The 21220-nt window shown below is 62.1% G+C and carries 23 protein-coding genes and 1 pseudogene; 12 read left to right on the top strand and 12 right to left on the bottom strand.

Features of this window, described 5'->3' with window-relative positions:
- Nucleotides 1-19: 19 nt before the first annotated feature.
- The 4 genes from ACLBKR_RS19945 to ACLBKR_RS19930 form a co-directional block, all read right to left on the bottom strand.
- Entirely contained in the window at nucleotides 20-262 is a 243-nt protein-coding gene (locus ACLBKR_RS19945; protein ID WP_113447009.1) for an alpha/beta fold hydrolase, read from the bottom strand.
- Nucleotides 263-542: 280 nt separating this feature from the next.
- Complete coding sequence (locus ACLBKR_RS19940) at nucleotides 543-1454, bottom strand: LysR family transcriptional regulator (protein ID WP_112827614.1); 912 nt, start codon at nucleotides 1452-1454, stop codon at nucleotides 543-545.
- A gap of 23 nt (nucleotides 1455-1477) precedes the next feature.
- The gene (locus ACLBKR_RS19935) at nucleotides 1478-1858 is read right to left on the bottom strand and encodes a DUF427 domain-containing protein (RefSeq protein WP_113425148.1); all 381 of its coding nucleotides are present in this window, start codon (nucleotides 1856-1858) and stop codon (nucleotides 1478-1480) included.
- Between the two features lie 55 nt (nucleotides 1859-1913).
- Entirely contained in the window at nucleotides 1914-2561 is a 648-nt protein-coding gene (locus tag ACLBKR_RS19930; RefSeq protein ID WP_342345993.1) for an SDR family NAD(P)-dependent oxidoreductase, read from the bottom strand.
- 274 nt (nucleotides 2562-2835) lie between these two features.
- Here ACLBKR_RS19930 and ACLBKR_RS19925 point away from each other — a divergent pair, with 274 nt between their 5' ends.
- Entirely contained in the window at nucleotides 2836-3696 is an 861-nt protein-coding gene (locus tag ACLBKR_RS19925) for a LysR family transcriptional regulator (protein ID WP_414900124.1), read from the top strand.
- A gap of 62 nt (nucleotides 3697-3758) precedes the next feature.
- Here the strand turns inward: ACLBKR_RS19925 and ACLBKR_RS19920 are convergent, their stop codons facing one another.
- Complete coding sequence (locus tag ACLBKR_RS19920) at nucleotides 3759-4163, bottom strand: winged helix-turn-helix transcriptional regulator (RefSeq protein ID WP_112827610.1); 405 nt, start codon at nucleotides 4161-4163, stop codon at nucleotides 3759-3761.
- 96 nt (nucleotides 4164-4259) lie between these two features.
- Between ACLBKR_RS19920 and ACLBKR_RS19915 the strand changes: the two are divergent.
- The 4 genes and pseudogenes from ACLBKR_RS19915 to ACLBKR_RS19900 all read left to right on the top strand — a co-directional run bounded on the left by ACLBKR_RS19915 (nucleotide 4260) and on the right by ACLBKR_RS19900 (nucleotide 9210).
- Nucleotides 4260-5377 (top strand): annotated as a pseudogene (locus ACLBKR_RS19915) (NADH:flavin oxidoreductase).
- Nucleotides 5378-5539: 162 nt separating this feature from the next.
- Nucleotides 5540-6907 (top strand): MFS transporter, encoded by a 1368-nt coding sequence (locus tag ACLBKR_RS19910; protein WP_113447010.1) that lies wholly within the window; start codon nucleotides 5540-5542, stop codon nucleotides 6905-6907.
- Between the two features lie 82 nt (nucleotides 6908-6989).
- Nucleotides 6990-7883, top strand: coding sequence for an AraC family transcriptional regulator N-terminal domain-containing protein (locus ACLBKR_RS19905; protein WP_414900122.1), 894 nt, complete (start codon nucleotides 6990-6992; stop codon nucleotides 7881-7883).
- Nucleotides 7884-8253: 370 nt separating this feature from the next.
- Complete coding sequence (locus ACLBKR_RS19900) at nucleotides 8254-9210, top strand: sensor domain-containing diguanylate cyclase (protein WP_113447011.1); 957 nt, start codon at nucleotides 8254-8256, stop codon at nucleotides 9208-9210.
- 36 nt (nucleotides 9211-9246) lie between these two features.
- On the opposite strand, the gene ACLBKR_RS19895 is transcribed toward ACLBKR_RS19900, so the two are convergent.
- Nucleotides 9247-9720, bottom strand: a complete 474-nt coding sequence (locus ACLBKR_RS19895; protein ID WP_414900119.1) for a MarR family winged helix-turn-helix transcriptional regulator — start codon at nucleotides 9718-9720, stop codon at nucleotides 9247-9249.
- Nucleotides 9721-9909: 189 nt separating this feature from the next.
- On the opposite strand from ACLBKR_RS19895, the gene ACLBKR_RS19890 reads away from it, so the two are divergent.
- Nucleotides 9910-10260, top strand: coding sequence for an ArsC family reductase (locus tag ACLBKR_RS19890; protein WP_113443997.1), 351 nt, complete (start codon nucleotides 9910-9912; stop codon nucleotides 10258-10260).
- A gap of 8 nt (nucleotides 10261-10268) precedes the next feature.
- Nucleotides 10269-10742, top strand: a complete 474-nt coding sequence (gene ybaK / locus ACLBKR_RS19885; protein ID WP_099056298.1) for a Cys-tRNA(Pro) deacylase — start codon at nucleotides 10269-10271, stop codon at nucleotides 10740-10742.
- 18 nt (nucleotides 10743-10760) lie between these two features.
- Here the strand turns inward: ybaK and ACLBKR_RS19880 are convergent, their stop codons facing one another.
- Nucleotides 10761-11630, bottom strand: coding sequence for a hypothetical protein (locus ACLBKR_RS19880; protein ID WP_414900117.1), 870 nt, complete (start codon nucleotides 11628-11630; stop codon nucleotides 10761-10763).
- An 81-nt stretch (nucleotides 11631-11711) separates the two neighbouring features.
- Here ACLBKR_RS19880 and ACLBKR_RS19875 point away from each other — a divergent pair, with 81 nt between their 5' ends.
- A complete protein-coding gene (locus tag ACLBKR_RS19875; protein ID WP_414900115.1) occupies nucleotides 11712-12965 on the top strand; it encodes an aminopeptidase in 1254 nt (417 codons plus the stop codon).
- 162 nt (nucleotides 12966-13127) lie between these two features.
- Complete coding sequence (locus tag ACLBKR_RS19870; protein ID WP_414900113.1) at nucleotides 13128-14063, top strand: cyclase family protein; 936 nt, start codon at nucleotides 13128-13130, stop codon at nucleotides 14061-14063.
- Between the two features lie 41 nt (nucleotides 14064-14104).
- On the opposite strand, the gene ACLBKR_RS19865 is transcribed toward ACLBKR_RS19870, so the two are convergent.
- Nucleotides 14105-14968 carry an EamA family transporter gene (locus ACLBKR_RS19865; protein ID WP_113438972.1) on the bottom strand — a complete coding sequence of 288 codons (864 nt, stop codon included), beginning with the start codon at nucleotides 14966-14968 and terminating at the stop codon, nucleotides 14105-14107.
- 81 nt (nucleotides 14969-15049) lie between these two features.
- On the opposite strand from ACLBKR_RS19865, the gene ACLBKR_RS19860 reads away from it, so the two are divergent.
- Entirely contained in the window at nucleotides 15050-15544 is a 495-nt protein-coding gene (locus ACLBKR_RS19860) for a MarR family winged helix-turn-helix transcriptional regulator (RefSeq protein WP_414900110.1), read from the top strand.
- A gap of 60 nt (nucleotides 15545-15604) precedes the next feature.
- On the opposite strand, the gene ACLBKR_RS19855 is transcribed toward ACLBKR_RS19860, so the two are convergent.
- The 3 genes from ACLBKR_RS19855 to xseA form a co-directional block, all read right to left on the bottom strand.
- Entirely contained in the window at nucleotides 15605-15943 is a 339-nt protein-coding gene (locus ACLBKR_RS19855) for a hypothetical protein (protein ID WP_112827599.1), read from the bottom strand.
- Between the two features lie 180 nt (nucleotides 15944-16123).
- Nucleotides 16124-16723 carry an NAD(P)H-dependent oxidoreductase gene (locus tag ACLBKR_RS19850; RefSeq protein ID WP_414900108.1) on the bottom strand — a complete coding sequence of 200 codons (600 nt, stop codon included), beginning with the start codon at nucleotides 16721-16723 and terminating at the stop codon, nucleotides 16124-16126.
- Nucleotides 16723-18342, bottom strand: a complete 1620-nt coding sequence (gene xseA, locus ACLBKR_RS19845) for an exodeoxyribonuclease VII large subunit (RefSeq protein ID WP_414900106.1) — start codon at nucleotides 18340-18342, stop codon at nucleotides 16723-16725. The genes ACLBKR_RS19850 and xseA overlap by 1 nt, the downstream gene beginning before the upstream one ends.
- 213 nt (nucleotides 18343-18555) lie before the next feature.
- On the opposite strand from xseA, the gene ACLBKR_RS19840 reads away from it, so the two are divergent.
- Nucleotides 18556-18819 (top strand): spike base protein, RCAP_Rcc01079 family, encoded by a 264-nt coding sequence (locus tag ACLBKR_RS19840; protein ID WP_112827828.1) that lies wholly within the window; start codon nucleotides 18556-18558, stop codon nucleotides 18817-18819.
- A gap of 241 nt (nucleotides 18820-19060) precedes the next feature.
- The gene (locus tag ACLBKR_RS19835; RefSeq protein WP_112827596.1) at nucleotides 19061-19291 is read left to right on the top strand and encodes a hypothetical protein; all 231 of its coding nucleotides are present in this window, start codon (nucleotides 19061-19063) and stop codon (nucleotides 19289-19291) included.
- A gap of 40 nt (nucleotides 19292-19331) precedes the next feature.
- On the opposite strand, the gene ACLBKR_RS19830 is transcribed toward ACLBKR_RS19835, so the two are convergent.
- Nucleotides 19332-21152: a hypothetical protein gene (locus ACLBKR_RS19830; protein WP_414900103.1), complete on the bottom strand. Its 1821-nt coding sequence runs from the start codon at nucleotides 21150-21152 to the stop codon at nucleotides 19332-19334.
- Between the last annotated feature and the right edge of the window lie 68 nt (nucleotides 21153-21220).

The following is a 21220-nucleotide window of genomic DNA, read 5'->3' as shown; positions in this document are numbered from 1 at the left end:
CCGCCTGCGTCGGGACGCCTCAGTTCTCGATGAACCCTTGAAGATCGGCGTTGAAGCGCTCGGCATCTACCTGGGCGAGACCATGCGAGCCGCTCTGGTAGATCTTGAGGGTCGCACCCCGCACGAGCTTGGCGGATAATTCGCCGGACACCTTGATCGGCACGATCTGGTCGTCAGCGCCGTGGATAATCAGGGTCGGCTTGTCGATCGCCTTGAGATCGGGGGGGGTGGTCAGCCTCCGAAAGCTCGTGGACGCAGTCATATTGGCCCTTCGTAATCGGGCGGCTGTTGCCATCCTCGGGAATGGTATGTCGGGGTCATTGTCGGCCTCCGCATCGTTGATCTTGATGAAAAGTTACGCCGGGCGCGGGTGACACAGAACTGAGCTCGATCTTATATCCGACGATACCGATGGTATGAGCTTGACCCTTCAGTGGCGGCTGGAATGGCTTCCGCCGCGCGCCCTCAGTTGGCACGCGCGTAAGTGTCCCTGCCGATCCTGATAGCTGCAAGATCGACCGGTCGTTGATACCTAGGGTGTCTCAATCTGCGATGCGCATCTCGGGATCGGTCTGGAACGACCGGACGAGGAAATCGATCACCGCGCGGGTGCGATGCGGAAGACGCCGCCGCGATGCATAGGTGATGTAAATTGGGTGACGCCGAAGTGGCTGTTCCGGAATGAGCTGGCATAGTCGACCGGCGGCAATGTCTTCCAAAACGAGCACGGCAGGCAGGCAGGCAATACCCAGTCCACCGAGTGCGGCACGATAGGCCGCAGCGGCATTGTCGGCGCTAAACCTGCCGCGAGGAGCGACATTGCAGCCCATGCCATTCGGGCCGTCCAGGAATTGCCAGCTCCGTCCCGAGCCGGAGCGGGAATGGACGATGCAATCGTGGCCTTCGAGATCCGCTGGTCGGACCGGAGCCGGCTTACGCCCGAGGTAGGCTGGTGAGGCGACGAGCATTTCGGCCATCGAGCCGACCCGCCGGCAGATGAGATAGGCGTCCTGCGGCTCGCCGATACAGACCTCGAGATCGAGGCCGTCTTCGATCAGGTTGCCACAGCGGTCGCGGAGCACGAGATCGACCGAGAGCTCGTCGAACTCGCTCAGCAACGCGGTAATCCGGTCGCTGAGGTAAAGGCCGAGCGAGACCGGCAGCGCGAGGCGCACCGATCCGACCGGCTGACGCGACCAGCGTCCGGTCAATTGACGGATGCCGTCCGCGGCGTCGATCAACTCCTGGGCCGGGAGCAAAAGGTTGCGCCCTTCCTCCGTCAGCGTGACCGCCTGGGTGCTACGTTGCACGAGCCGCGCGCACAGATAGTCCTCAAGCGCGGTCACTTGGCGCGAGATTGCGGGTTGGGTGACGCCGCGCTCGGCGGCAACAGCCGAGAAGGAGCCCGTCTCCGCGACCCGTACAAAAGATTGGAGGCTGCTGATGAGGTCCATTGCGATCAACCTCCTTTTCGCAATCAGTGCGTCAGCACTTCAATACACTCGACCAGGTCGGGGTCGAATGCGACATGATCCTCGATCTCGCAGACCGCCCAATGCGGCATGTCATAGATCCAGGCACCATCGGGTGTCTCGGCGTCATCGGCGGCAATACTGAAATAGGAAGCCTCACCCTTGTAAGGGCAATAACGGGACGTCGGGGATCGCTTCAGAACAGTCATGTCAACATCGCGACGCGGGATATAGAGCACGGATGGCAGGTTCGCTTCGCGCAGGTTCAGCGCGCGAAGCGTATCGGCGACGACCTTGCCACCGGCAACGACGACCACATGGCCCCCGATTGGCTCGACGATGATCGGATGACTTCCATCCGGTACGCGCATGATGCCCTGCTGCATGTCTCGTCTCCAGTCTTCCTTATATCGCTCCGGCACTGTCGGCCGAGATACGTCCCTATCCTTGCGAAGAAACCAGTTCAGTCACGGTGCGTGCGATCTCGGAAGGCCGAGCCGCGCGAGCATCGCCCGCGGCGCACGGCGGTGTGCCACCGGGACACTCGCCCGCCACACGCGCCAGGTTTGCCGGGATCACCGAGTCGACCTGGATACCGCGCGACGCGAGCACCGGGGACAGCTGGCCGACCAGACCTTCGAGCCCACCCTGAACGGAGGAGGATGCAGGCGTCATCTCGGGCGGCAACGACGGTTCGAGTGTGACGACGAATCGCGAGCCCCTGTTCATCACCGGGAGCAGCTGCTGGATGAGAAAAAGCGGCGCCCGGACGTTGGCTGCGAACTCCGCGTCGAACGCCTTGATAGTCGCGTCCTGCAGTTTTCCCGATTTCGAGAGCCTGGCATTGAAGACCAGGATGTCCAGCCGATCTCCAACAATTGCGCGTGTCCGCGAAGCGAGTTCCTGCGGCCCATCAGGGCTCGCCAGATCGACCGCCAGCGCGATAGCCTTTCCTCCATTCGCGCGAATGCCGCTCACGATCTGCTCGGCCGCCGCGGGCGAACGGGAATGATGAACGACGACCTGCGCGCCTGCCTTGGCGAGAGCCATCGCCACTGCGCGGCCCGCGCCAGCGGATGCGCTCGTCACAAGGGCGGTCTTCCCGGTACACGGGTGCACGGCTATCCTCCACGATCTTGATGTGCCGCCGACTAGCGGTGGCCCTACGGTCGCGCAAACGCTCTCACTGAGCGGCTATGCTTCTGCGGTAAGCACTCTCAGCCGACATCTCTTTAATAGCAGCTATTTTCACGGAAAGAATTACTTTGTATATGTTCTAGATATACCTTGGAGGCATATCGGCAAAATGGAACTGCGACATCTCAGATATTTTGTGGCAGTGGCTGAGGAAGGGAGCCTCAAGATGGCGGCCGAGAAGCGGCTTCACACCGCGCAGCCATCGCTAAGCCGCCAATTACGCGATCTGGAACTCGAGGTCGGCACAGATCTCCTGGCACGCAGTTCGCGAGGCGTAGAGCTTACGCCGGCAGGGCGTGCATTTCTCGATCATGCCCGGCTTGCTCTGAACCAGGCTGCCGAGGCTGTTGCCGCTGCGCGGCGTGCCGTCCGGCCGCCCAAGACGAGCTTTTCAGTGGGCTTTCTGACGGGCCAAGAGGTGGAGTGGCTGCCGCATGTCACGAACGTGCTGAGCAGCCAGTTGAAGAATATCGACTTCAGGGTGTCGAGCGACTTCTCCCCGGATGTCGCGGAAGCGGTCCAGCGCGGCGAGCTCGACCTCGGCTTCTCGCGCATCGAGCCACAGCCCGATGTCAGTTACAAGATCATCGCGCATGAGCCGATCGTGGTGATCCTGCCGAGCGATCACCCCCTGGCAGCAAGGTCCGAAATCGACCCGCGGGATATCGATCCGGAATCGTTCATTGGATATTCCGAGACGCCGCACGTCCTGCGGGGGATCGTGGAGCGGTACCTGCGTGAGCGCGGCCTGTTCGTCTCGCCCAGTCACTTCCTCGACGGGTTTGCCACCGGTATCTCGCTTGTGGCGTCGACCCGGGGCGTTACGCTTCTTCCAGCCTATGTCGAACCTCTACTGCCTTGGTCCGTGGTGAGTAGACCACTCACCGGCAACCCTCCGGTCATCGAGATTGCAGCAGGCTATCGGACCGACAATCCATCGCCGGTGCTCCATAGCTTCCTGGAGAAAATCGACGAACTCATAGCCTCCCACGCCGCGACGCCAAGGCTGATGCGTCCACAACGTTAGCCCGGCCAAGTCCCGCCAAAACAGATCGATACAGCGCTTGTCCGCATGCGCTGGCGGCAGACTCATCCGATCGAACGTAGAGCCCTTCTGCCCTGCTGGTCGGCCAGTTGCGCATCGAAGCTAAGGCGGGCGCGCTCCACTGCATCGAGATGATCGAGCGTCCACTTGTAAAGCGCCTTGAATGGTGGTTGCAACGAACGACCTAGCGGCGTGATCTCGTACTCAACAGCAACCGGAGAGAGCGGCAGAACCCGTCGAACGACAAGGCCGTTGCGCTCCAGGCGGCGCAGACATTGAGTGAGCGCCTTCTGGGTGACACCTTCGAGGTGTCGCTTGATCCCGTTGAAGCGCATGGGTCCGTCGTCCAGGACTGTAAGCACCATCATCGACCATTTGTCGGCGATCTGGTCGAACAGCAACCGGCTGGGGCAATTCACAGAGAAGCTGAAGCGGTCGGCAGGGGGCATGGTTTCCTCCAATATACCTGGGCGAAATAAAGTGCGTAATTGATCCTAGGTTTCCACTGTATACTTTGGTTGCTCTGCCTCAACAACGGAGCTACCATGTCTGCGCTTTCCCCTGATATTCTGTTCCAGCCCTTCTCGGTCGGCTCTCTGACCCTGCCCAACCGAATTGTCATGCCGGCGATGACCGACTTTTCGCGCCTGACGGCGTGCCCGGGCCAACCAACGCGGCCTATTATCGCCGGCGGGCGGAGGGCGGTGCGGGTCTGATCCTGTCCGAGGGGACGGTGATCGACCGACCGGCCTCGCGCAATGAGCCCAGCATTCCCTTTTTTCACGGCGAGGCTGCCCTGGCGGGCTGGAAGCAGGTGATCGACGCCGTGCATGCCGCCGGCGGTCGCATGGGTCCGCAGATCTGGCACACCGGCTCGACCCCGGGAATGAGCGGATGGGAACCGGCGATCCCGGTCGAAAGCCCCTCGGGCCTTGCTGGTCCCGACACACCACGCGGCGTCGCCATGAGTGATGGCGACATTGCAGACACAATCGCCGCATTCGCGCGTGCAGCCGGCAATGCCAAGCGGCTCGGCTTCGATGTGGTCGAGATCCATGGCGCCCACGGTTATTTGATCGACCAGTTCTTCTGGTCGGCCACCAACCGCCGTGAAGATCGCTATGGCGGTGCGACAATCGCCGAACGGTCGCGGTTCGCAGCCGAGGTCGTCGCTGCCGTGCGTGCCGCCGTGGGGCCGGACTTCCCGATCATTCTCCGCCTCGGCCAGTGGAAACCGCTGGACTATGGCGCGCGCCTTGCCGCTTCACCTAGCGAGATGGCCCAATGGCTCGAGCCTCTGGTTGGCGCGGGCGCCGACATCCTCCATTGCTCGCAGCGGCGCTTCTGGGAACCGGAATTCCCTGAAATCGATGGCCAGACGGGGCTCAACTTCGCCGGCTGGGCGAAGAAGCTGACCGGCACAGCGACGATCAGCGTCGGTTCGGTCGGCCTGTCCGGCGAATTCCTTGGCGCTTTCGGCGGCGAGAATTCTACCGCCGTCGGCCTTGAACGGCTTATCGAGCGGATGGAACGGGACGAGTTCGATCTGATCGCCGTCGGCCGTGCACAGCTTGCCGATCCGCAATGGGCAAGGAAAATCCGCTCAGGCGACACGGCCACCCTCCGCGGGTTCGAAGCTTCGGCGCTCGCCGCTCTGGATTGACAGTGGCTGCCGAGAGCGTTGACGCTCTCGGCGAACCCGTAACTATTCCGGGAATTCGGTTTCTTACTATCGACGGCCGTGGTAACATTTTGGCCGTTGTCCGAAGAGCGCTGCGGAGCCGATTAGAACCTGGGGCGCCCGTCGAATTTAGGATTGGCTGGAATGGCGGACGGGCACCCTTTGGAGAAATTGGCGCGTGAGCCGATGCATCCGCGCCAAATCGTGGCGATCGCCATCCTGACAGCCTGCACGTCCATCGAAGGGTTCGACGTATATGCGATTTCGTTTGCAGCTCCAGGGATCGCAGAAGCTTGGGGGATCGATCGCGCCACCCTGGGAATTGTCCTGGCAATGGACCTCATCGGCATGGCCATCGGCTCCATCCTGCTCGGGTTCGTCTCCGACCGCTTGGGCCGCAAGCCAATTATCGTTTCCTGCCTTGTCATTATGGCAACCGGCATGTGGCTCGCCTCCTGGGCGCCGACGATATTCGATCTTTCCGCCGCCCGTTTCTATACCGGGCTCGGCGTTGGCGGGCTGCTCGCGTCAAGCAGCGCGATTGCCGCCGAACTGGCCAATGACCGGAGGCGCAGCCTCGCCATCGCACTGATGATTGGCGGCTTCTCACTCGGAGCGATTGCCGGCGGAACCTTGATCTCGGAATTACTCGCCCAGACCAATCGATGGGAAGCCGTATTCGAAGTTGGCGCGTTGGCAACCACGATCCTCATTGTTCCAGCGCTGCTATTCGTTCCCGAGTCTCTCGTCTTTCTATGCCAGTATCAGCCGAGAAACGCCCTCGCCCGACTGAACCGCATATTGTTGCAGCAGGGACGGTCGCCGATTGACGCGCTGCCTTCCCGGCCGTTGCAAAACACACGGTGCTTGGGTCGCCCGGCGAGAGACGTTCGCCGGACCGCATCTTTCCTCACTCTCGCATTCTTCGCCTATATGGTCTCGCTATACTTCCTCATGAAGTGGATTCCGAAGTTGGTCGCGGACATGGGGTATTCGCCTTCATCAGCCGGCGGTGTCCTCGTTTGGGCTCATATCGGGGGTCTTTTGGGCACAATCACCATAAGTCTCCTCTCGCAAATCTGGAACGTACGACTGCTCGTCGTTGGTGCGCTGATATGCGGCGCGGCGGCGGTCGCCGCATTCGGACGATTTTCGCAGGAGCTTTCGGCACTTACCGTCATTGCTTCAGCGGCCGGTTTCTTCATCATCGGCGCCAATTCCGGCTTCTATTCGATCGTAGCCCAATCCTTCTCTTCCCAGTTCAGGGCAGCAGGCACCGGCTTCGTCATAGGCGTCGGTCGTGCTGGATCCGCTACGGGTCCGATCATCGCAGGTCTGCTGTTCCAGATAGGGTGGTCGCTGGACGCTGTTTCTATCGTGATGGCGCTTGGCTGCCTGATCGCGTCCCTCTCCGTCGCCCTCTTGGCATGGCCGACGGAACGATCTGCATTGGACGCCGACTCTTTGGGCCTCGCTGAGGGCTCCAATGTCCTTGAGATCGAGACCAAATAAGAGGCTTGCTCATACCTGCGGTATGCTTGCCTATTCCTCCTGCGGCATTGCCTGCCCTGGCGGCGGGAATTATGCTAAGTTTATGATGCACACATTGCTCGAGACTGTCAGGCACTATGCGGAGGCCCATGCGAACACCGACGGTGTCGCCGTTACGCCATTTTCAGGTGTAGCGGTTGTCCGACAAACCTCTCCCAGCGCACTGCAATACGCAATCTCAAAGCCGCTTGTCGCCCTGGTACTGCAGGGCGCCAAACGTGTGACGATGGGAAGTGACACGTTCGACTTTGGCGCGGGCGAGTCGCTCCTGATCACGGCCGATGTGCCCACCGTCAGCCAAATCACGCGGGCGAACGTCAGTTCGCCTTATCTCTCGCTGGTGTTCGATCTCGATCCCGCGGTGATCGAGAGCTTGGTGGTGGAGATGGGAGCGACCCCTTTCCTCGCCGGCAACCCTGTTCGCGTGGATCCGACCGAGGCGGAAGTCGCCGATGCTGCGTTGCGCCTACTGCGTCTTCTCGACCGCCCCGCTTCCGTTCCGATCCTGGAGAAGCAACTGATCCGCGAGTTGCATTTCTGGCTGCTATCGGGCCGTCACGGAGGGGCGATCCGCAACCTGGGCGTTCCGGAAAGTCATGTTCAGCGGGTGAGCCGGGCTGTCGCGCTCATTCGAGACAATTTGGCCAAACCGCTCAGAGTTGAGCAGCTCGCGGCCGCCGCCGGAATGAGCCAGTCATCGTTCCACGAGCATTTCCGCGCTGTCACCTCGCTCTCGCCCCTGCAGTTCCAAAAGCAACTCAGGCTTATTGAGGCACGCCGGCTGATGCTTTCGGAGGGGCAGATTATCAGCAATGCGGCCTACGCGGTGGGATACGAGAGCGTCCCGCAATTCACCCGCGAATACGGCCGGATGTTCGGATTGCCTCCGGCGCGCGACATGAAGGCCGCCAAGACACGCCTTCAGACGGCGGCATGAGCCGACCCTTCCACACAGCTTCTCGCCCTGCATCGCCAGTAACACGATGAGCGAGGCCTCGGTTCTTGCGGCCAACCAACCTGGTTTCCGCACCATCGCCGTCCGAGCGCCGGGCATCTGAGGGCTAAGGAGCGGCGTTCGGCCGCATGAACAGGTGCGGATTGATGCTGCCTCGCGGCCTTGCAGAAGGATAAAGTGGACCAATCCCAACAGATGCGGGAACCGGTTTTGAAGCCGGCATTGCAGGAAAACAAAGAGATAGGGCATTGAAGGCGGCTCCGTTTTCGCCGGCAATGTTCCAGGAAGTCCGGTTGCGTTCCGGCCACGGCAACCGGGTTGAGGCTGACGACACAGGCAAGGACCAGTCACGGTGACGACTATCGCATCCATCGGCACGCCACCGCTTTCCGTAAGCGACGACCTTTTCCGCAAGATCGTGACGAAGATGGAAGACGGGATCATCGCCCTCGATAGCCGGGGCATCATCCGATACTGCAATCCTTCGGTGGAAGGCCTGTTCCTGCGGCCCCCCGAAAGCCTCGTGGGCCAGCCGCTGGACGTCATTCTTCCTCCACGCTATCGCAGGAACCATCACCGTCATCTCTCGGATTTCGGCCGTGGTCCGGCGGATGCGCGTTACATGGGAAGCCGCAATTCCTTCATCGTCGGCTACCGGGCCGACGGGACGGAAGTCAATCTCGGCGCAACCATCCTTCGCATGCGGACCGAAAACGACATGGTCTTCGTCGCGGTACTGCGGGATCTCACCGAGCGTCACGGCTATCAGCGCGAACTGGAGCAACTGGCAAACACCGACCCGCTCTCGGGCCTCAACAATCGTAGGGCCTTCACCAATCTCGCGACACGGCACATCGCCCATTGCCGGGAAACTCATGCGCCCGTTTCCATCGTGCTGTTCGACGTCGACCACTTCAAGTCGATCAACGACCGATATGGCCACGATGTCGGCGACACGGTGATCTGCGAATTCGCCAATCTCCTGAAATCGGTGACCCAGGCCGACGATCTGCTCGCCCGCTGGGGCGGAGAGGAATTCATCCTGCTGATGCCGGAAACCGGCCTCGTCCGCTCCGGGGCGATCGCGGAAATGGTCCGGCGCAATATTCAGGTTCTGGAATTCGGACAGCCCAATGGCCTCAGCCTGCGCATTACGGTAAGCGCCGGCGTCGTATGTTCCACGGACGCGGATGAAACGCTCGACAACATGATCCGCCGCTCAGATCACGCGCTCTATGCCGCCAAGGAGGGCGGCCGGAACCGCGTGACGCTGGCCGGTCCCCGGGAAGCTCTTGCGGCCCTCGCCTGATCCGACACTTGTCCGAAGAAACGGAGAGCCTGCGTGTCAGTTCATGAAGCTGATCGGGCAACGATTGCGCAAGCAGACACTTTCATCGCAGACGCGGCAGACGACGTTCTGGTCGTCGCCGAGATCGACAAGGGCCGGCAACACCTTTTCGGCAAGATGTCCGAGCTGGTGGATTTCCTCCTCGCTCAATGCGGCAAAGGCGCGGTCGGTCACGCTTCGGCGCGCCTGAACGCTGCGCTCGTAGAGTTCGCGGCCGCGCTCCGTGAGCGTCAGCGTCTTGGCGCGGCGGTCACCCTCCAGCGGCTCGCCCCGACGGACAAGACCATCGCCTTCCAGCTGGTCGATCAGCCTGACAGTCGCGGAATGGGAGAGGCCGATGATCCGGCGAAGAGCCTCCACCGTATGACCGGACCCAAGACCGATCTGTATGATCGCGGCGACAGCACTCGGCCCAAGCCCTGTCTCGACAGAAAAAGCCCGCTCCATCTTGTCGACGAGCGCAAGGCTCATCGCTCCAAAGATATTTTCAAACCTGAATTTTTCTTTCTCGTCGATCACTCGGCACCTCTATATGTATATTGCATATATTTGGCGCGAATGACAGTCATAAGCGCCGGAAAGGTTTGAACCGGCCTCATTTTCCTTCATCCTCCGCCATGCTATCTGGAGCCGACTGCAAATCAGGGATCACGCCGAACCATGCCCACCACGATCTACGGCATCAAGAATTGCGACACCATGAAGAAGGCCCGGCTCTTTCTCGAAGAGCGCGGGGTGGACTATGCCTTCCACGACTACAAGGCATCCGGCATCGACCGGACGCATCTCGAGCGCTGGTGCCGCGAGGCGGGGTGGGAAACCGTTCTCAACCGCGCTGGCACGACCTTTCGCAAGCTGCCGGATGCGGCGCGCGAGAATCTGGACGAAGCCCGTGCCATCGACCTCATGCTGGAGCAGCCGTCGATGATAAAGCGGCCGGTTCTGGAACGGGATGGCCGGCTGCTGATCGGCTTCAAGCCGGAAACTTACGAACGCTTCCTTGCAGAGTGAGGACTGGCATGTCGAAGACCACCCGCGCCACGCAGGCGCTTGCCAAGGAAGGCATCGCCTTCACCGTTCACACCTATGAATACGACCCCGACGCCGAGCGAATCGGCATGCAGGCGGCGGAGGCGATCGGCGAGGAACCTCGCCGCGTTTTGAAGACGCTGATGGCCGAACTCGACGGCAAGCCGGTCTGCGTCGTCGTTCCCTCCGACAAGGAGGTCAGCATGAAGAAGCTCGCCTCCGCCCTTGGCGGCAAATCGGCAGCGATGATGAAGCCCGCCATGGCGGAAAAGCTCACCGGCTATGTCGTGGGCGGCATCAGCCCCTTCGGCCAGAAGAAGAAGGTGCCGACCGCAATCGAGATCGCCGCGCTCGACGAACCGCATGTCTTCATCAACGGTGGCCAGCGCGGGCTGCAGGTGAAGCTCGATCCGAAAGACGTGCAACGCGCATTAGGGGCCGTTGCGGCTCCGGTCGTCGCCTGAGGTTTCGTAAGGTGCGCCTTACTTCCAGGTCGCTGCCCAGTCCCTGAGAACAGCCTTAGCAATGGCGGGCCATTCCTTGACCTCCGGCCGGACGATGATCTTCTCCTCCTGCGGCTTCCATGCGAGATAGACCTGTTTCGTCCCGGGATCGGCCGCCACCAGCGCCTCAACACCGCCACAGTTATGCGGCTGGCAGGCGGTGCCGATATAGAAGCCGTCCTTCATCTCGCCGCTGCCGACGCCGGTGATGATCTGCTTGTAGTCTTCGGCATCCTTGCCGAGCAAGCCTTCCATCTGCGCGGCGATCTCGGCGTATCCGAAAAGATCACCGGGATGACCGGGAGCGGTGGCTGCAAGCTCGCGCCACCCCTTGGCTGCATCCGGCGCGAAGGCAACGGCATCCAGCGTCTTGAAACCAGCGGCCGGGTCCCAGCTCCAGCGCTCACCGTCCCGTCCCGGCAGCGGCTGGATCGCGAAGACCAGCCTGCCCTCCTCCTCCGTCGCAGTTACGGGCATGCAGGTGTCGAGCGGGGCGTCCAGGCTCGGCGAGCCGTCCTTCGGCAGCCGGAGGACAAAGGGCGAGCCGGCACAGGCATTGCCGCCAGCGGAGGAATCGCCGATCACCACCGGCATGCCGGCCACGAGTGCGACCTGGGTAACCGAGACATAAATGTTGGAGTGAAGCACGGCGCCATCGACCTTGAGCGTCTCGCCATCGTCGTTGCTGTCGATCGTCACCTCATGGCCGAAGATCGTCATGCGGAACTCGCTCGCCGAGGCCGCTCCCATGAAGGCGGGCGCCGCGGCCAGCAGCAGTGAAAAGGCTGCTCCGGCCAGCGACCGGACCGCTGCAACCGTTCCCGTTCCTGTGATCCTGCCTTCCGTCATTTTTCCGCCCCGCGCTTCAATTTCGCCTCAAAGCAATCTACGTTGAGATCTTCAATGCAAACAACCATCAGGCCTAATCCCATGACATTCCTGCCCGAATTCGAAACTGCCGTCGACCCGGCCCGCCTCGATAAACTTGCCGAAGTCGCGGTCAAAGTCGGCCTGCAGTTGCAGCGGGATCAGGATCTCGTCATCACCGCACCGCTTGCAGCCCTGCCGCTTGTGCGCCTCATCACCAGGCATGCCTACAAGGCCGGCGCCGGCCTCGTCTCCACCTTCTACGCCGATGAAGCGGCGACGCTCGCGCGCTACGAACACGCGCCCGATGCGAGCTTCGACCGCGCATCCGACTGGCTCTACGAGGGCATGGCCAGGGCTTATGAAAAAGGCGCTGCCCGGCTCGCGGTGGCCGGCGACAATCCGATGCTGCTGTCGGCTCAGGATCCGGCCAAGGTCGCCCGCGCCAACAAGGCGAATTCGATCGCCTACAAGCCGGCTTTGGAGCATATCTCCAATTTCGACATCAACTGGAACATCTGCTCCTATCCGAATCCGTCCTGGGCAAAGCTCGTCTTCCCCGACCTACCGATCGCGGAAGCCGTCGCCAAGCTCGCTGAGGCAATTTTCGCCGCTTCGCGCGTAAACGAAGCCGATCCCATCGCCGCCTGGGCCGCCCACAATGCGAACCTTCGCAAGCGTTCCAGCTGGCTGAACGGCGAGCGGTTCGCCGCGCTGCATTTCACCGGTCCCGGCACCGATCTGACGGTCGGCCTTGCGGACGGCCATGAATGGCATGGCGGCGCGTCGACCGCCAAGAACGGCGTGACCTGCAATCCCAACATCCCGACCGAAGAAGTCTTCACTACGCCGCACGCGCTGAAGGTCGAGGGAACGGTATCGAGCACCAAACCGCTTTCCCACCAGGGTACGCTGATCGACAATATCCAGGTTCGCTTCGAGGGAGGCCGGATCGTCGAGGCGAAGGCTTCCAAGGGGGCCGAAGTGCTGAACAAGGTGCTCGATACCGACGAGGGCGCCCGCCGTCTCGGCGAGGTGGCACTGGTGCCGCATTCATCGCCGATCTCGGCATCCGGCATCCTGTTCTACAATACACTGTTCGATGAGAACGCCTCGTGCCACATCGCGCTCGGCCAGTGCTATTCGAAGTGCTTCCTCGATGGCGCCTCGCTTAGCCCCGAACAGATCAAGGCGCAGGGCGGCAATTCCAGCCTGATCCATATCGACTGGATGATCGGTTCCGACAAGGTGGATATCGACGGGATCAGCGCCGATGGTGCGCGCGTGCCCGTCATGCGCAGGGGCGAGTGGGCCTGACCCCGCAAACCCGCGCAAGGCAAAATAACACTCCAGCGGCGCCTGCGGGCGCCGTTTCCTTTCCTTGACTTCGTTTCGTGTCCGTCGAAGCATGAAAGGTCTAGGGACCTACCCGCCGTGATGGGCGGCCGGTCCCGGTATTTTCAGGAAAGGACATCGATCATGCAATCACTTTTCAAGACGCTCATCTTGACGACCGCTTTGGCGGTCGCTGGCCTTGCTGCTCCCGGACATGCAGAGGAACCCGGTCTCTGGAAGGCCTACAACGAGGTCTTCAAGGGCGCCAAATATGTAGACCTTACCCATACCATCAAACCCAACATCCCCGTCTGGGCCGGGTTCGGGCCATCGGCCTTGGCGCCCGCAAAGGCCGGTGTCGACATCGAAGGCTACGCCAAAAAGGGCGATACCTATACCTATGAGAAGCACGGCTTCGAGGCGACGACCTACAATCTCGCGACAGATCAGCTCGGCACGCAGCTCGATCCGCCGGCCCATTGGGCGCCGGAATATGCTGCAATCGACGAGCTGCCGGCGACTTATGCAATCCGTCCGCTGGTGGTGATCTCGATCGAAGAGAAGGTAAAGACCGATCCGGGCTATCACCTGCAGGTTTCCGACATCGCCGACTTCGAGGCCAGACATGGAACGATCCCCGAGGGATCGGTGGTCTTCGTCCGCTCCGGCTGGTCGAAGAAATGGCCGGACCCGGCGCTGTCGACGACCACACCCTTTCCCGGCGTCGGGCTCGATGCTCTGAAGTTCCTGCATCTGGAACGCAAGATCCTGTTCCACGGTCACGAGCCGCTCGACACGGACACGACGCCGACGCTGGAAGGCGAACACTGGCTGATGCACAACGGCTTCGCCCAGGCGGAAGGCGTGGCCAATCTCGATCAGGTGCCGGAAACCGGCGCCCTGGTCGCCATCGGCTATCCAAAATTCGGCGGCGGTCTCGGCGGATATGCCCGTTATATCGCGATTTGCCCGCCGGACTGGCCACATGGCGTGACCATCGGTTCCGTGCCTGAAGCACCGCTGACCAAATACGACAAGCCGCTGCATTATGACGAGACCGCCGGAATGCGCATCCGCTGAGCGTATCTGGCCGCGGCCCGAGGGTCGCGGCCATTCACCTGCTACGCCCGCATGGAAACCCGCTGGGCGAGCCACACACTGCCGAGCACGAGTAGGAAGCCGACGATCTGCAAGGGTCCCAAGGCCTGCCCGAGCAGCAGCCAGCCGAGAACGGTAGCGACCAGCGGGCTTAGGAAACCGAGCGAGGCGACCGCCGATGGTTCGATCCGGGCGAGCCCCCGGAACCACAGGATATAGGTGATTGCTCCACCGATCAGGCCGAGATAGGCGAAACCTGCGATATTGGTGAGCGAAAGCGGCGGCAGCGGCGGTTCGAGCAGCAGCGCTAACGGTACAAGCAGAATACCGCCCGCCGTAAGCTGCCACGCCGTAAACGTTAGGCTCGAGACCGGCGGACGCCAGTGGCGCGTCAATACTGTTCCGGCCGCCATGGAGCAGGCGCCGGCAAGGCCGGCCATGATGCCGACCGGGTCCAGCGCCGCCTTCGGTGTCAACACCAGAAGCGCCACGCCGCAAAGGCCTGCGATCCCTGCCGCCACCGCCAGCGGGCGAATCCGGCTGTTCATCACGATACGGGCAAGCACGATGACGATCAGAGGCTGCACGGCACCGACCGTTGCTGCGACGCCGCCCGGCAGACGGTAAGCCGATACGAACAGCATGGCCCAGAAGAATGTGAAGTTGAGCGCACCCAGAAGCAGCACACGCATCCACCAGATCCCCTGCGGCAATTGCCTGACGATGGCAAGCAGGATCAACCCGGCGGGCAGCGCCCGCAACAGCGAGGCCGTCAGCGGATAACCGGGAGGCAGCATGGCAGTGGTGACGATATAGGTGCTTCCCCAGACCATGGGGGCAAGCGCCGTCAGCAGAATGGCTCCGATGGGGATCGAATTTGTCTTCATGTCGATATTCTTGATTTCAAGATAATTTAACATAACGCGGATTATCTTGACGTCAAGATTTTTCGACCTTAACCAGAAGACATGAGCGAAAAGACCGACAAGGTGGATGCCATTCTCGCCCAATGGGCAAGGGAAAGGCCGGATCTCGATACGCGCGCCATGGGCCTGTTCGGCCGGCTGGCTCGGCTCAGAACCCATGTTGGACGGGAGATCGAGGAGGTCCTCCGTCGGCATAGCTTGACATCGTCGAGCTTCGACGTTCTGGCGACGCTCCGCCGCTCAGGCGCGCCCTACCGGCTCTCCCCGGGGGAACTGCTGGATACGCTGATGGTCACGTCGGGCACGATGACCAACCGGATCGACCAGCTTGAGAAGCAGCAATTCGTGGAGCGCATCGTCAATCCGGACGACCGGCGCAGCGTGTTGATCGGCCTGACCCAAACAGGGCTTGCACTGGTCGACGAGGCTGTGACCGATCACGTCGCCAACCAGAACAAGCTGATCTCGACGCTCAGCGACGAGGAACGGACGACGTTCGACCGGCTGCTGCGGACCTATCTGGCGTCTTTTGAATAACCGACAGGTCCGCAGGTCGATCGTCAGGCGGGTGGGCTGAAACCCGCCTCGGATCTGCTTCTAATAGTAATAGATGATCTTGCCGCCGTTCATGGCAGTCTGCACCCAGGCGACATTGTGAATGCCAATGTTGCGGCGGCTGAGCGCATCCAGAAGAGCCGGATCACGCGCGACCATGGCCTGGGCCTGTCGCATGCGAGCGGGCGTCGCATAGAGGACCGCCTGCGGCAGGCTGTCGCCGGCATGACTCGGGCGATGCACGATCTGGACTGCGGTCACGCCGTCATTGTAGCTCCTGCCGAACAGGATGGAGGAAAGACCGTCGCCGGCAAAAGCGGGAAGCGCGCCCGAAGTCAGCAGCGCAAGGCCGGCAAAAAGGGCGATAGAGGTTTTCTTCATAATGTGTTTCTCCTTGGCGCATGGTCGAGGATCTGCGACACCTTGCACCGCCTCATTAAACCTATCGTCATCCAAAATAGTGAACGAAACGACGAAATTAAACACCGGCCACCTCACGCCGCTGCAAATAGTCGTGTGCGATGAAATACGGTTACGGTGCATGCTCGCAGGGGCCGAAGTTCAAAGCCGCGAAAGCGCCTGCCGGACCTTCCCGATGAACCGCTCGCATCGTTCCTCAGTAACGCGATCCATATCATGCAGCGAGAACATGCGAAAATCGAGACCGCGCGAGCAGAACGCCGCCACGCCGCGCTTCAGGATACGCTTTACCGGATTGCCCATGTAGAAGTGCACCACCCACCAGGGCGAGCCCGTGGTGGTGACAACCCAGAACGAACGGATATTGCCGAGCCGCGGGATGAGGCGACCTCCTTCCGGATCGTGATCGAAGGCGACGCCCGGCACGAAGACGCGGTCGATGAAGCCCTTGAGGACAGCCGGGAGGTTGAACCACCATTGCGGAAAGACGAAGATCAGGCCATCGGCCGCGCGAAGCCGCTCGACCAGCGTCTCGACGGCGGACAAATCGTAGGGCGGCTGCATATAGCTTGCCCGTTCGGCTGCGGTGAGCCGCGGATCGAAATCCTCGGCATAGAGGTCGAGCAAATCGACGCTGTGCCCCTTCGCCTCCAGCGTTTCCCGGATCTCGCCTGCCATCGTGGCGGCAAAGCTCTCCGCCAGAGGATGAGCGAGCACCAGGAGAAAGCGTCGCCCGGTCATCAGAAGAGGCTTCCCTGCCCGCTCGACGGTTCGTTTTTCCTTGCCGCCCGGCCTGCTGCCGCCGGCTTCGGTTGCGCGGGGCCGGATGGCATGGGAGCGGGCGGAGTTCCGTCACCCTCGCCTGTTACGGCCGCCATGCGCCCGTCGGCGAACTCGATCGAGATCGCCTCCCCCGCCAATAGTGCAGCGGCACGAGAAACGGGCCGGGCGTCGCTGTCGCGGATGACCGCATAACCACGCATCAGCACGTTCTTGTAGGAAAGCGATTGCAGCATGCGCTCGTGACCGGTCAGCGCCGCGCGCTGCACTTTCAGATCATTGCGGATGGCGCTATCCGCCCTGAGCATCAGGCTTGCGAGCCGGTCACGGCTGCGATCCGTATGTCCCTTGAGACGCGCCGGAACCGCCGTCAGAGCGGCATCGGCGCGGCCGATCCTGGTCCTCAGGCGGTCTATCGTCCGCTCGATGATGCGTTCGGCGAGAGCAGCCCGCTCCAGAACCTTCTGGCGACGTTCCTGGAGACGACGCGCCAACATGTCCGGCCGAAGCGCGCTTCCCACCCGCTCGAAGCTTCGGCGCTTGGCCATGATGTTGAGTTCGAGGCTCCGGCCGAGAGCCGTCGCCGCCTCGTCGAAGCGCCGGCGCGGCAGGGCCAGCAACTGGTCGAGCGAGGGCAGCGCGCGGGCAAGCGCGCGCAGGCTCTGCCGCCGCTGCTCCATCTGCCGCGCGGAAGCGCCGGCGTGCCGGGCTGCGAGATTGGCCACCTGCGCCACCAGCTCCGCCTTGACCGGCACCGCCATTTCGGCGGCACCTGTCGGCGTCGGCGCGCGCACGTCGGCGGCATGGTCAATCAGCGTCCAGTCGGTTTCGTGACCGACGGCGGAAATCAGCGGAATGTCGCTTGCGGCGGCAGCCCTGACCACTATCTCGTCGTTGAAGCTCCAGAGGTCCTCGAGACTGCCGCCGCCGCGCGCGACGATCAGCACATCCGGCCGTGGAATTGCATCGCCGGGCTGAAGCGCGTTAAAGCCGTTGATGGCGTTAGCCACCTCCTCGCCCGAGCCTTCGCCCTGTACCTTTACCGGCCAGACGACGACATGCACCGGAAAGCGGTCCGAGATGCGGTGAAGGATATCCCTGATAACCGCGCCGGTCGGAGAGGTCACGACGCCGATCACGCTCGGCATGAAGGGCAATGGCTTCTTGCGCGCCGCATCGAAGAGCCCCTCCGCGGCGAGCTTGCGCTTGCGCTCCTCGATCAGCGCCATCAGCGCACCGGCGCCGGCCGGCTCCATCTGCTCGATGACGATCTGGTATTTCGAGGAACCGGGAAACGTCGTGATGCGCCCGGTCGCAATGACCTCCATGCCCTCTTCCGGCCGATATTTCAGTTTGGAGAAGGACCCCTTCCAGATCACGGCGTCGATGCGCGCCTTGTCGTCCTTCAGGCTGAAATAGGCATGGCCCGAGGAATGAGGGCCGCGATAGCCGGAGATTTCGCCGCGCACCCGCACGTGGTCGAAGGCCGTCTCGATCGTGCGCTTGATCGAGCCCGACAGTTCCGAGACCGTGAACTCGGCGAGGTTGCTGCGCGAATCGTCGTTGAAGAAACCGTTCATCACTCTTCCCTAGCGCAAATCGCGGGGAAGTTCAGCACCCCGCTTTTCCAGTCCCCCGTTTGCGACACATAGGAAAACTCTCTTCTTATCATGTCCTTGACCGAAAAACCGGTTGCTGCTCACCGTTCCGGCCGGTTGGAGGGGCGCGAGATCGTCCCCATAGGCCCGGAGGATGCGACAATGGTGCATCGACAATCCAAGAAGGAGCACCATATGACAGACCAATTCTCCAGCCTTCACCCCTCGCTTTCCGGCCCCGCCGCGACCGGCTTCGGCATCATTCCCGACGATGACGTCGATCTGCAGGAGGCTACCCGCGGCCTCTATGTCGGTTCCGGCGGCGATCTCGCTGTCGTGATACTCTCGGGCGCAAGCCTCGTTCTGACCAATGTGCCAGGCGGAGCGATCCTGCCGCTGCGTGTGACGCGGGTGCTTGAAACCGGCACCACGGCGGCAGATATCGTCGGCCTCGCCTGACCGTCCCGCAAACGGGAATCCGGGCAAGAGGCATAGAGGCTCTTCCCCGGATCATCCGGACTACCCCCGGGAAACCGGTTCTTAGCTTTTATCGGTTAAGACCAGTCGCGAAGATACCGGTGGAACTCGGAAAACATGGGCGTTTTCCGACTGGAATTCCGCTAAGGTTCTTTGATGTGGATCAGGGTGATTTCCGGCCGGTCGTGCTAGAGATCAGTCTGGTCAAGGGGTAGGGACAGCCGTGATATTTCTCTCGACAATGGCGATCGGGATCGCCGCTGGCATGACGCGTTCGGCCTTCGCCATCGCATTGGTCGCGCTTCTCATTCCGCTCGTCTTCGTGATGGCTCTCATCCTGCCGCCCGCGCCGGCCTCGCTGCTGCCGCTTGCCACCGCGGTGATCGGCTTCAACATCGGGCTCGTGGATCTGCTGCTCGTTCTTTTCGCCTGCCGAAAAGCGCATGTCCTGTGAAGCCATCCGGCTTTCCGCCCAAGGATCGGGCACCTGAGAATCAGGGGATCACTCGATAGAGGACGAAGCCGGATGCCGGGTCCTTCGGCATGGCCTGCAGATAGGCAGGTATCTCGCCTTTCGCCAGCAGGGCATAGAGCCCGTCAGGCTCCATCGAGGCGACCATCTTTGCCTGGGGATCTGTCCTGCAATAGGCGATCACCGTCGCACCCGCATTTCGCAGCAGGGGCAACGCCTCCGCCGGTTTCGCCATGCCGATATGCAATTCGGCAAGCATTCCGGCCTGATCGCGATGATAGGGTGCGGTTAACACACGATGCGGCGTGTAGCGCAGGATTTTCACGCCGGCTTCTGATCCCGAAACGACGGTCGCCGGCTCCAGTCCGGCAAGCTGCGACAGGGCGCGCCTGCTGGAGCAATCCTCTCCCGGCTTGCCGCTTTCGGACGTCTGCTGACGAAGACGATTGACCACGCCCGCCGAGCCTTCGGTGAAGAATGTGCCACCCAGCATCCAGACGCTCGGCACGACGAGGAGGGTGGCGACGGCAAAGGTGAAGCCTATCCCCATATGCTCGGGATTACGGTTGGCGTTGCGCCGCAACTCGGCGACCAGCACCGAAAGAGGCAGGATCGACAGGAGATTGGCAAAGGCCGCCCCACGCACCTGAACGAGAGCGATGGCCCAGCTGGCGAGAATGAGCGACAGCAGCACCGCATGCGCCTCGATACGGTCTCTGAGTAGAATGCGGGAGGCGCAGACGGCGGCGGCGAAAAAGCCGACGGCATAATAGCCGCCGAAGGTGCCTGGCTCGCGATACAATTGCGCCCATGCGGACTGCGCCTCGGTCACACCGTCGAGCCACATCGTTACCAGGAGCGGGTCGAGGTCGTTCAGCGGATTCTGCAAACATTCCGGCGCAAGCAGCAGCGCCACAGCCAGAACCGCCACGCCATCGACTGCGAGCACGGCGAAGCGCTTTGTGCGCGCACCCTCGCCGAAGAGAAAGGTCGAGAAGAAAAGCGCGATCCCACCGACGGTGGCGATGCCGTAATAGCCCAGCGAAAGGCTGTCGCAGGTGACTTGCCCGTAAAGACGCGGCGGCACCGTCACAAAGAAGAAGGCGGAGATCGAAAGCGTCAGCGCAAGCGAAAAGGCGCGGGCGGCGAGTGCGTAAGCGCTGCCCTGCAAGGCCCAGACCACCGCAACCGAAAGGCAGGCGACGGCCACGAGCGGCGTGGTTTCCGCACCGATGGCAATCGCCAGCGCACAGGCAATACCGGCCAGCGCGAAACTCGCGGCCCGATGCCGCGTATCCGTCAGCATGGCCGCAATGGTCGCAATCAGCACGAGCTGGACGTTGTGATGGTCGATTGCGCCGGGCAGGAAACGGTTCGAGGCGACGACGAAAAGGCAGGCCAGCCCGAGCGCGACATGCATGGCCGGCGCACCGCCGAGACGCCACGCACCGATACCGACCGCCGCCAGCAGCGGAAGGATCAGGAAGAGCGGCCAGACGAGCAGCGCCGCGGCCTCAGCCCGTTCCGGCGCCATGAACTGGCCGAAGAGGAGGATCAGGGCGGCGATCGGCAGATCGACAAGCCGCGACCAGTGCATCAGCGTGCCGCCGTCGAGGCCGAGGCGATACTGGGTCAGGTCGAACCAGCCCTGCCCGCCCAGCAGATCCCGGACCTCGACGAGGCGCATCCAGTCGTCGTTGTCCGCGCCGACATAGTCGCGGGCGCCCGGCGAATGAACCAGAACGACGGCCAGGACCACAACCAGATAATAGATCGGTAGAACCAGCCTGAGGCGTGTCCAGAACGGCTCGGTCGTTCCGACGGAAATGGCATGATCGGCCATGGGCATTCATTCCCCGCGAACCGGCTTCCTGTGAGAAATGGCCGGCGAGATCACAGACAGCATCGATA

Source organism: Paenirhizobium cremeum, assembly GCF_047553425.1.
In the GTDB taxonomy this organism is placed as follows: Bacteria; Pseudomonadota; Alphaproteobacteria; order Rhizobiales; family Rhizobiaceae; genus Allorhizobium; species Allorhizobium cremeum.
Note: the sequence above shows the minus strand (reverse complement) of the source record. Positions and strands in the feature narration are given on the sequence as shown.

Coding starts and splice junctions, on each gene's coding strand:
- ACLBKR_RS19880 (WP_414900117.1), bottom strand. CDS start 11,630: ATGACGGAAGGCAGGATCACAGGAACGGGAACGGTTGCAGCGGTCCGG.
- ACLBKR_RS19850 (WP_414900108.1), bottom strand. CDS start 16,723: ATGACCGGGCGACGCTTTCTCCTGGTGCTCGCTCATCCTCTGGCGGAG.
- ACLBKR_RS19890 (WP_113443997.1), top strand. CDS start 9,910: ATGCCCACCACGATCTACGGCATCAAGAATTGCGACACCATGAAGAAG.
- ACLBKR_RS19935 (WP_113425148.1), bottom strand. CDS start 1,858: ATGCAGCAGGGCATCATGCGCGTACCGGATGGAAGTCATCCGATCATC.
- ACLBKR_RS19925 (WP_414900124.1), top strand. CDS start 2,836: ATGGCGGCCGAGAAGCGGCTTCACACCGCGCAGCCATCGCTAAGCCGC.
- ACLBKR_RS19940 (WP_112827614.1), bottom strand. CDS start 1,454: ATGGACCTCATCAGCAGCCTCCAATCTTTTGTACGGGTCGCGGAGACG.
- ACLBKR_RS19865 (WP_113438972.1), bottom strand. CDS start 14,968: ATGAAGACAAATTCGATCCCCATCGGAGCCATTCTGCTGACGGCGCTT.
- ACLBKR_RS19875 (WP_414900115.1), top strand. CDS start 11,712: ATGACATTCCTGCCCGAATTCGAAACTGCCGTCGACCCGGCCCGCCTC.
- ybaK (WP_099056298.1), top strand. CDS start 10,269: ATGTCGAAGACCACCCGCGCCACGCAGGCGCTTGCCAAGGAAGGCATC.
- ACLBKR_RS19840 (WP_112827828.1), top strand. CDS start 18,556: ATGACAGACCAATTCTCCAGCCTTCACCCCTCGCTTTCCGGCCCCGCC.
- ACLBKR_RS19855 (WP_112827599.1), bottom strand. CDS start 15,943: ATGAAGAAAACCTCTATCGCCCTTTTTGCCGGCCTTGCGCTGCTGACT.
- xseA (WP_414900106.1), bottom strand. CDS start 18,342: ATGAACGGTTTCTTCAACGACGATTCGCGCAGCAACCTCGCCGAGTTC.
- ACLBKR_RS19920 (WP_112827610.1), bottom strand. CDS start 4,163: ATGCCCCCTGCCGACCGCTTCAGCTTCTCTGTGAATTGCCCCAGCCGG.
- ACLBKR_RS19910 (WP_113447010.1), top strand. CDS start 5,540: ATGGCGGACGGGCACCCTTTGGAGAAATTGGCGCGTGAGCCGATGCAT.
- ACLBKR_RS19905 (WP_414900122.1), top strand. CDS start 6,990: ATGATGCACACATTGCTCGAGACTGTCAGGCACTATGCGGAGGCCCAT.
- ACLBKR_RS19945 (WP_113447009.1), bottom strand. CDS start 262: ATGACTGCGTCCACGAGCTTTCGGAGGCTGACCACCCCCCCCGATCTC.
- ACLBKR_RS19860 (WP_414900110.1), top strand. CDS start 15,050: ATGAGCGAAAAGACCGACAAGGTGGATGCCATTCTCGCCCAATGGGCA.
- ACLBKR_RS19895 (WP_414900119.1), bottom strand. CDS start 9,720: ATGAGCCTTGCGCTCGTCGACAAGATGGAGCGGGCTTTTTCTGTCGAG.
- ACLBKR_RS19830 (WP_414900103.1), bottom strand. CDS start 21,152: ATGGCCGATCATGCCATTTCCGTCGGAACGACCGAGCCGTTCTGGACA.
- ACLBKR_RS19870 (WP_414900113.1), top strand. CDS start 13,128: ATGCAATCACTTTTCAAGACGCTCATCTTGACGACCGCTTTGGCGGTC.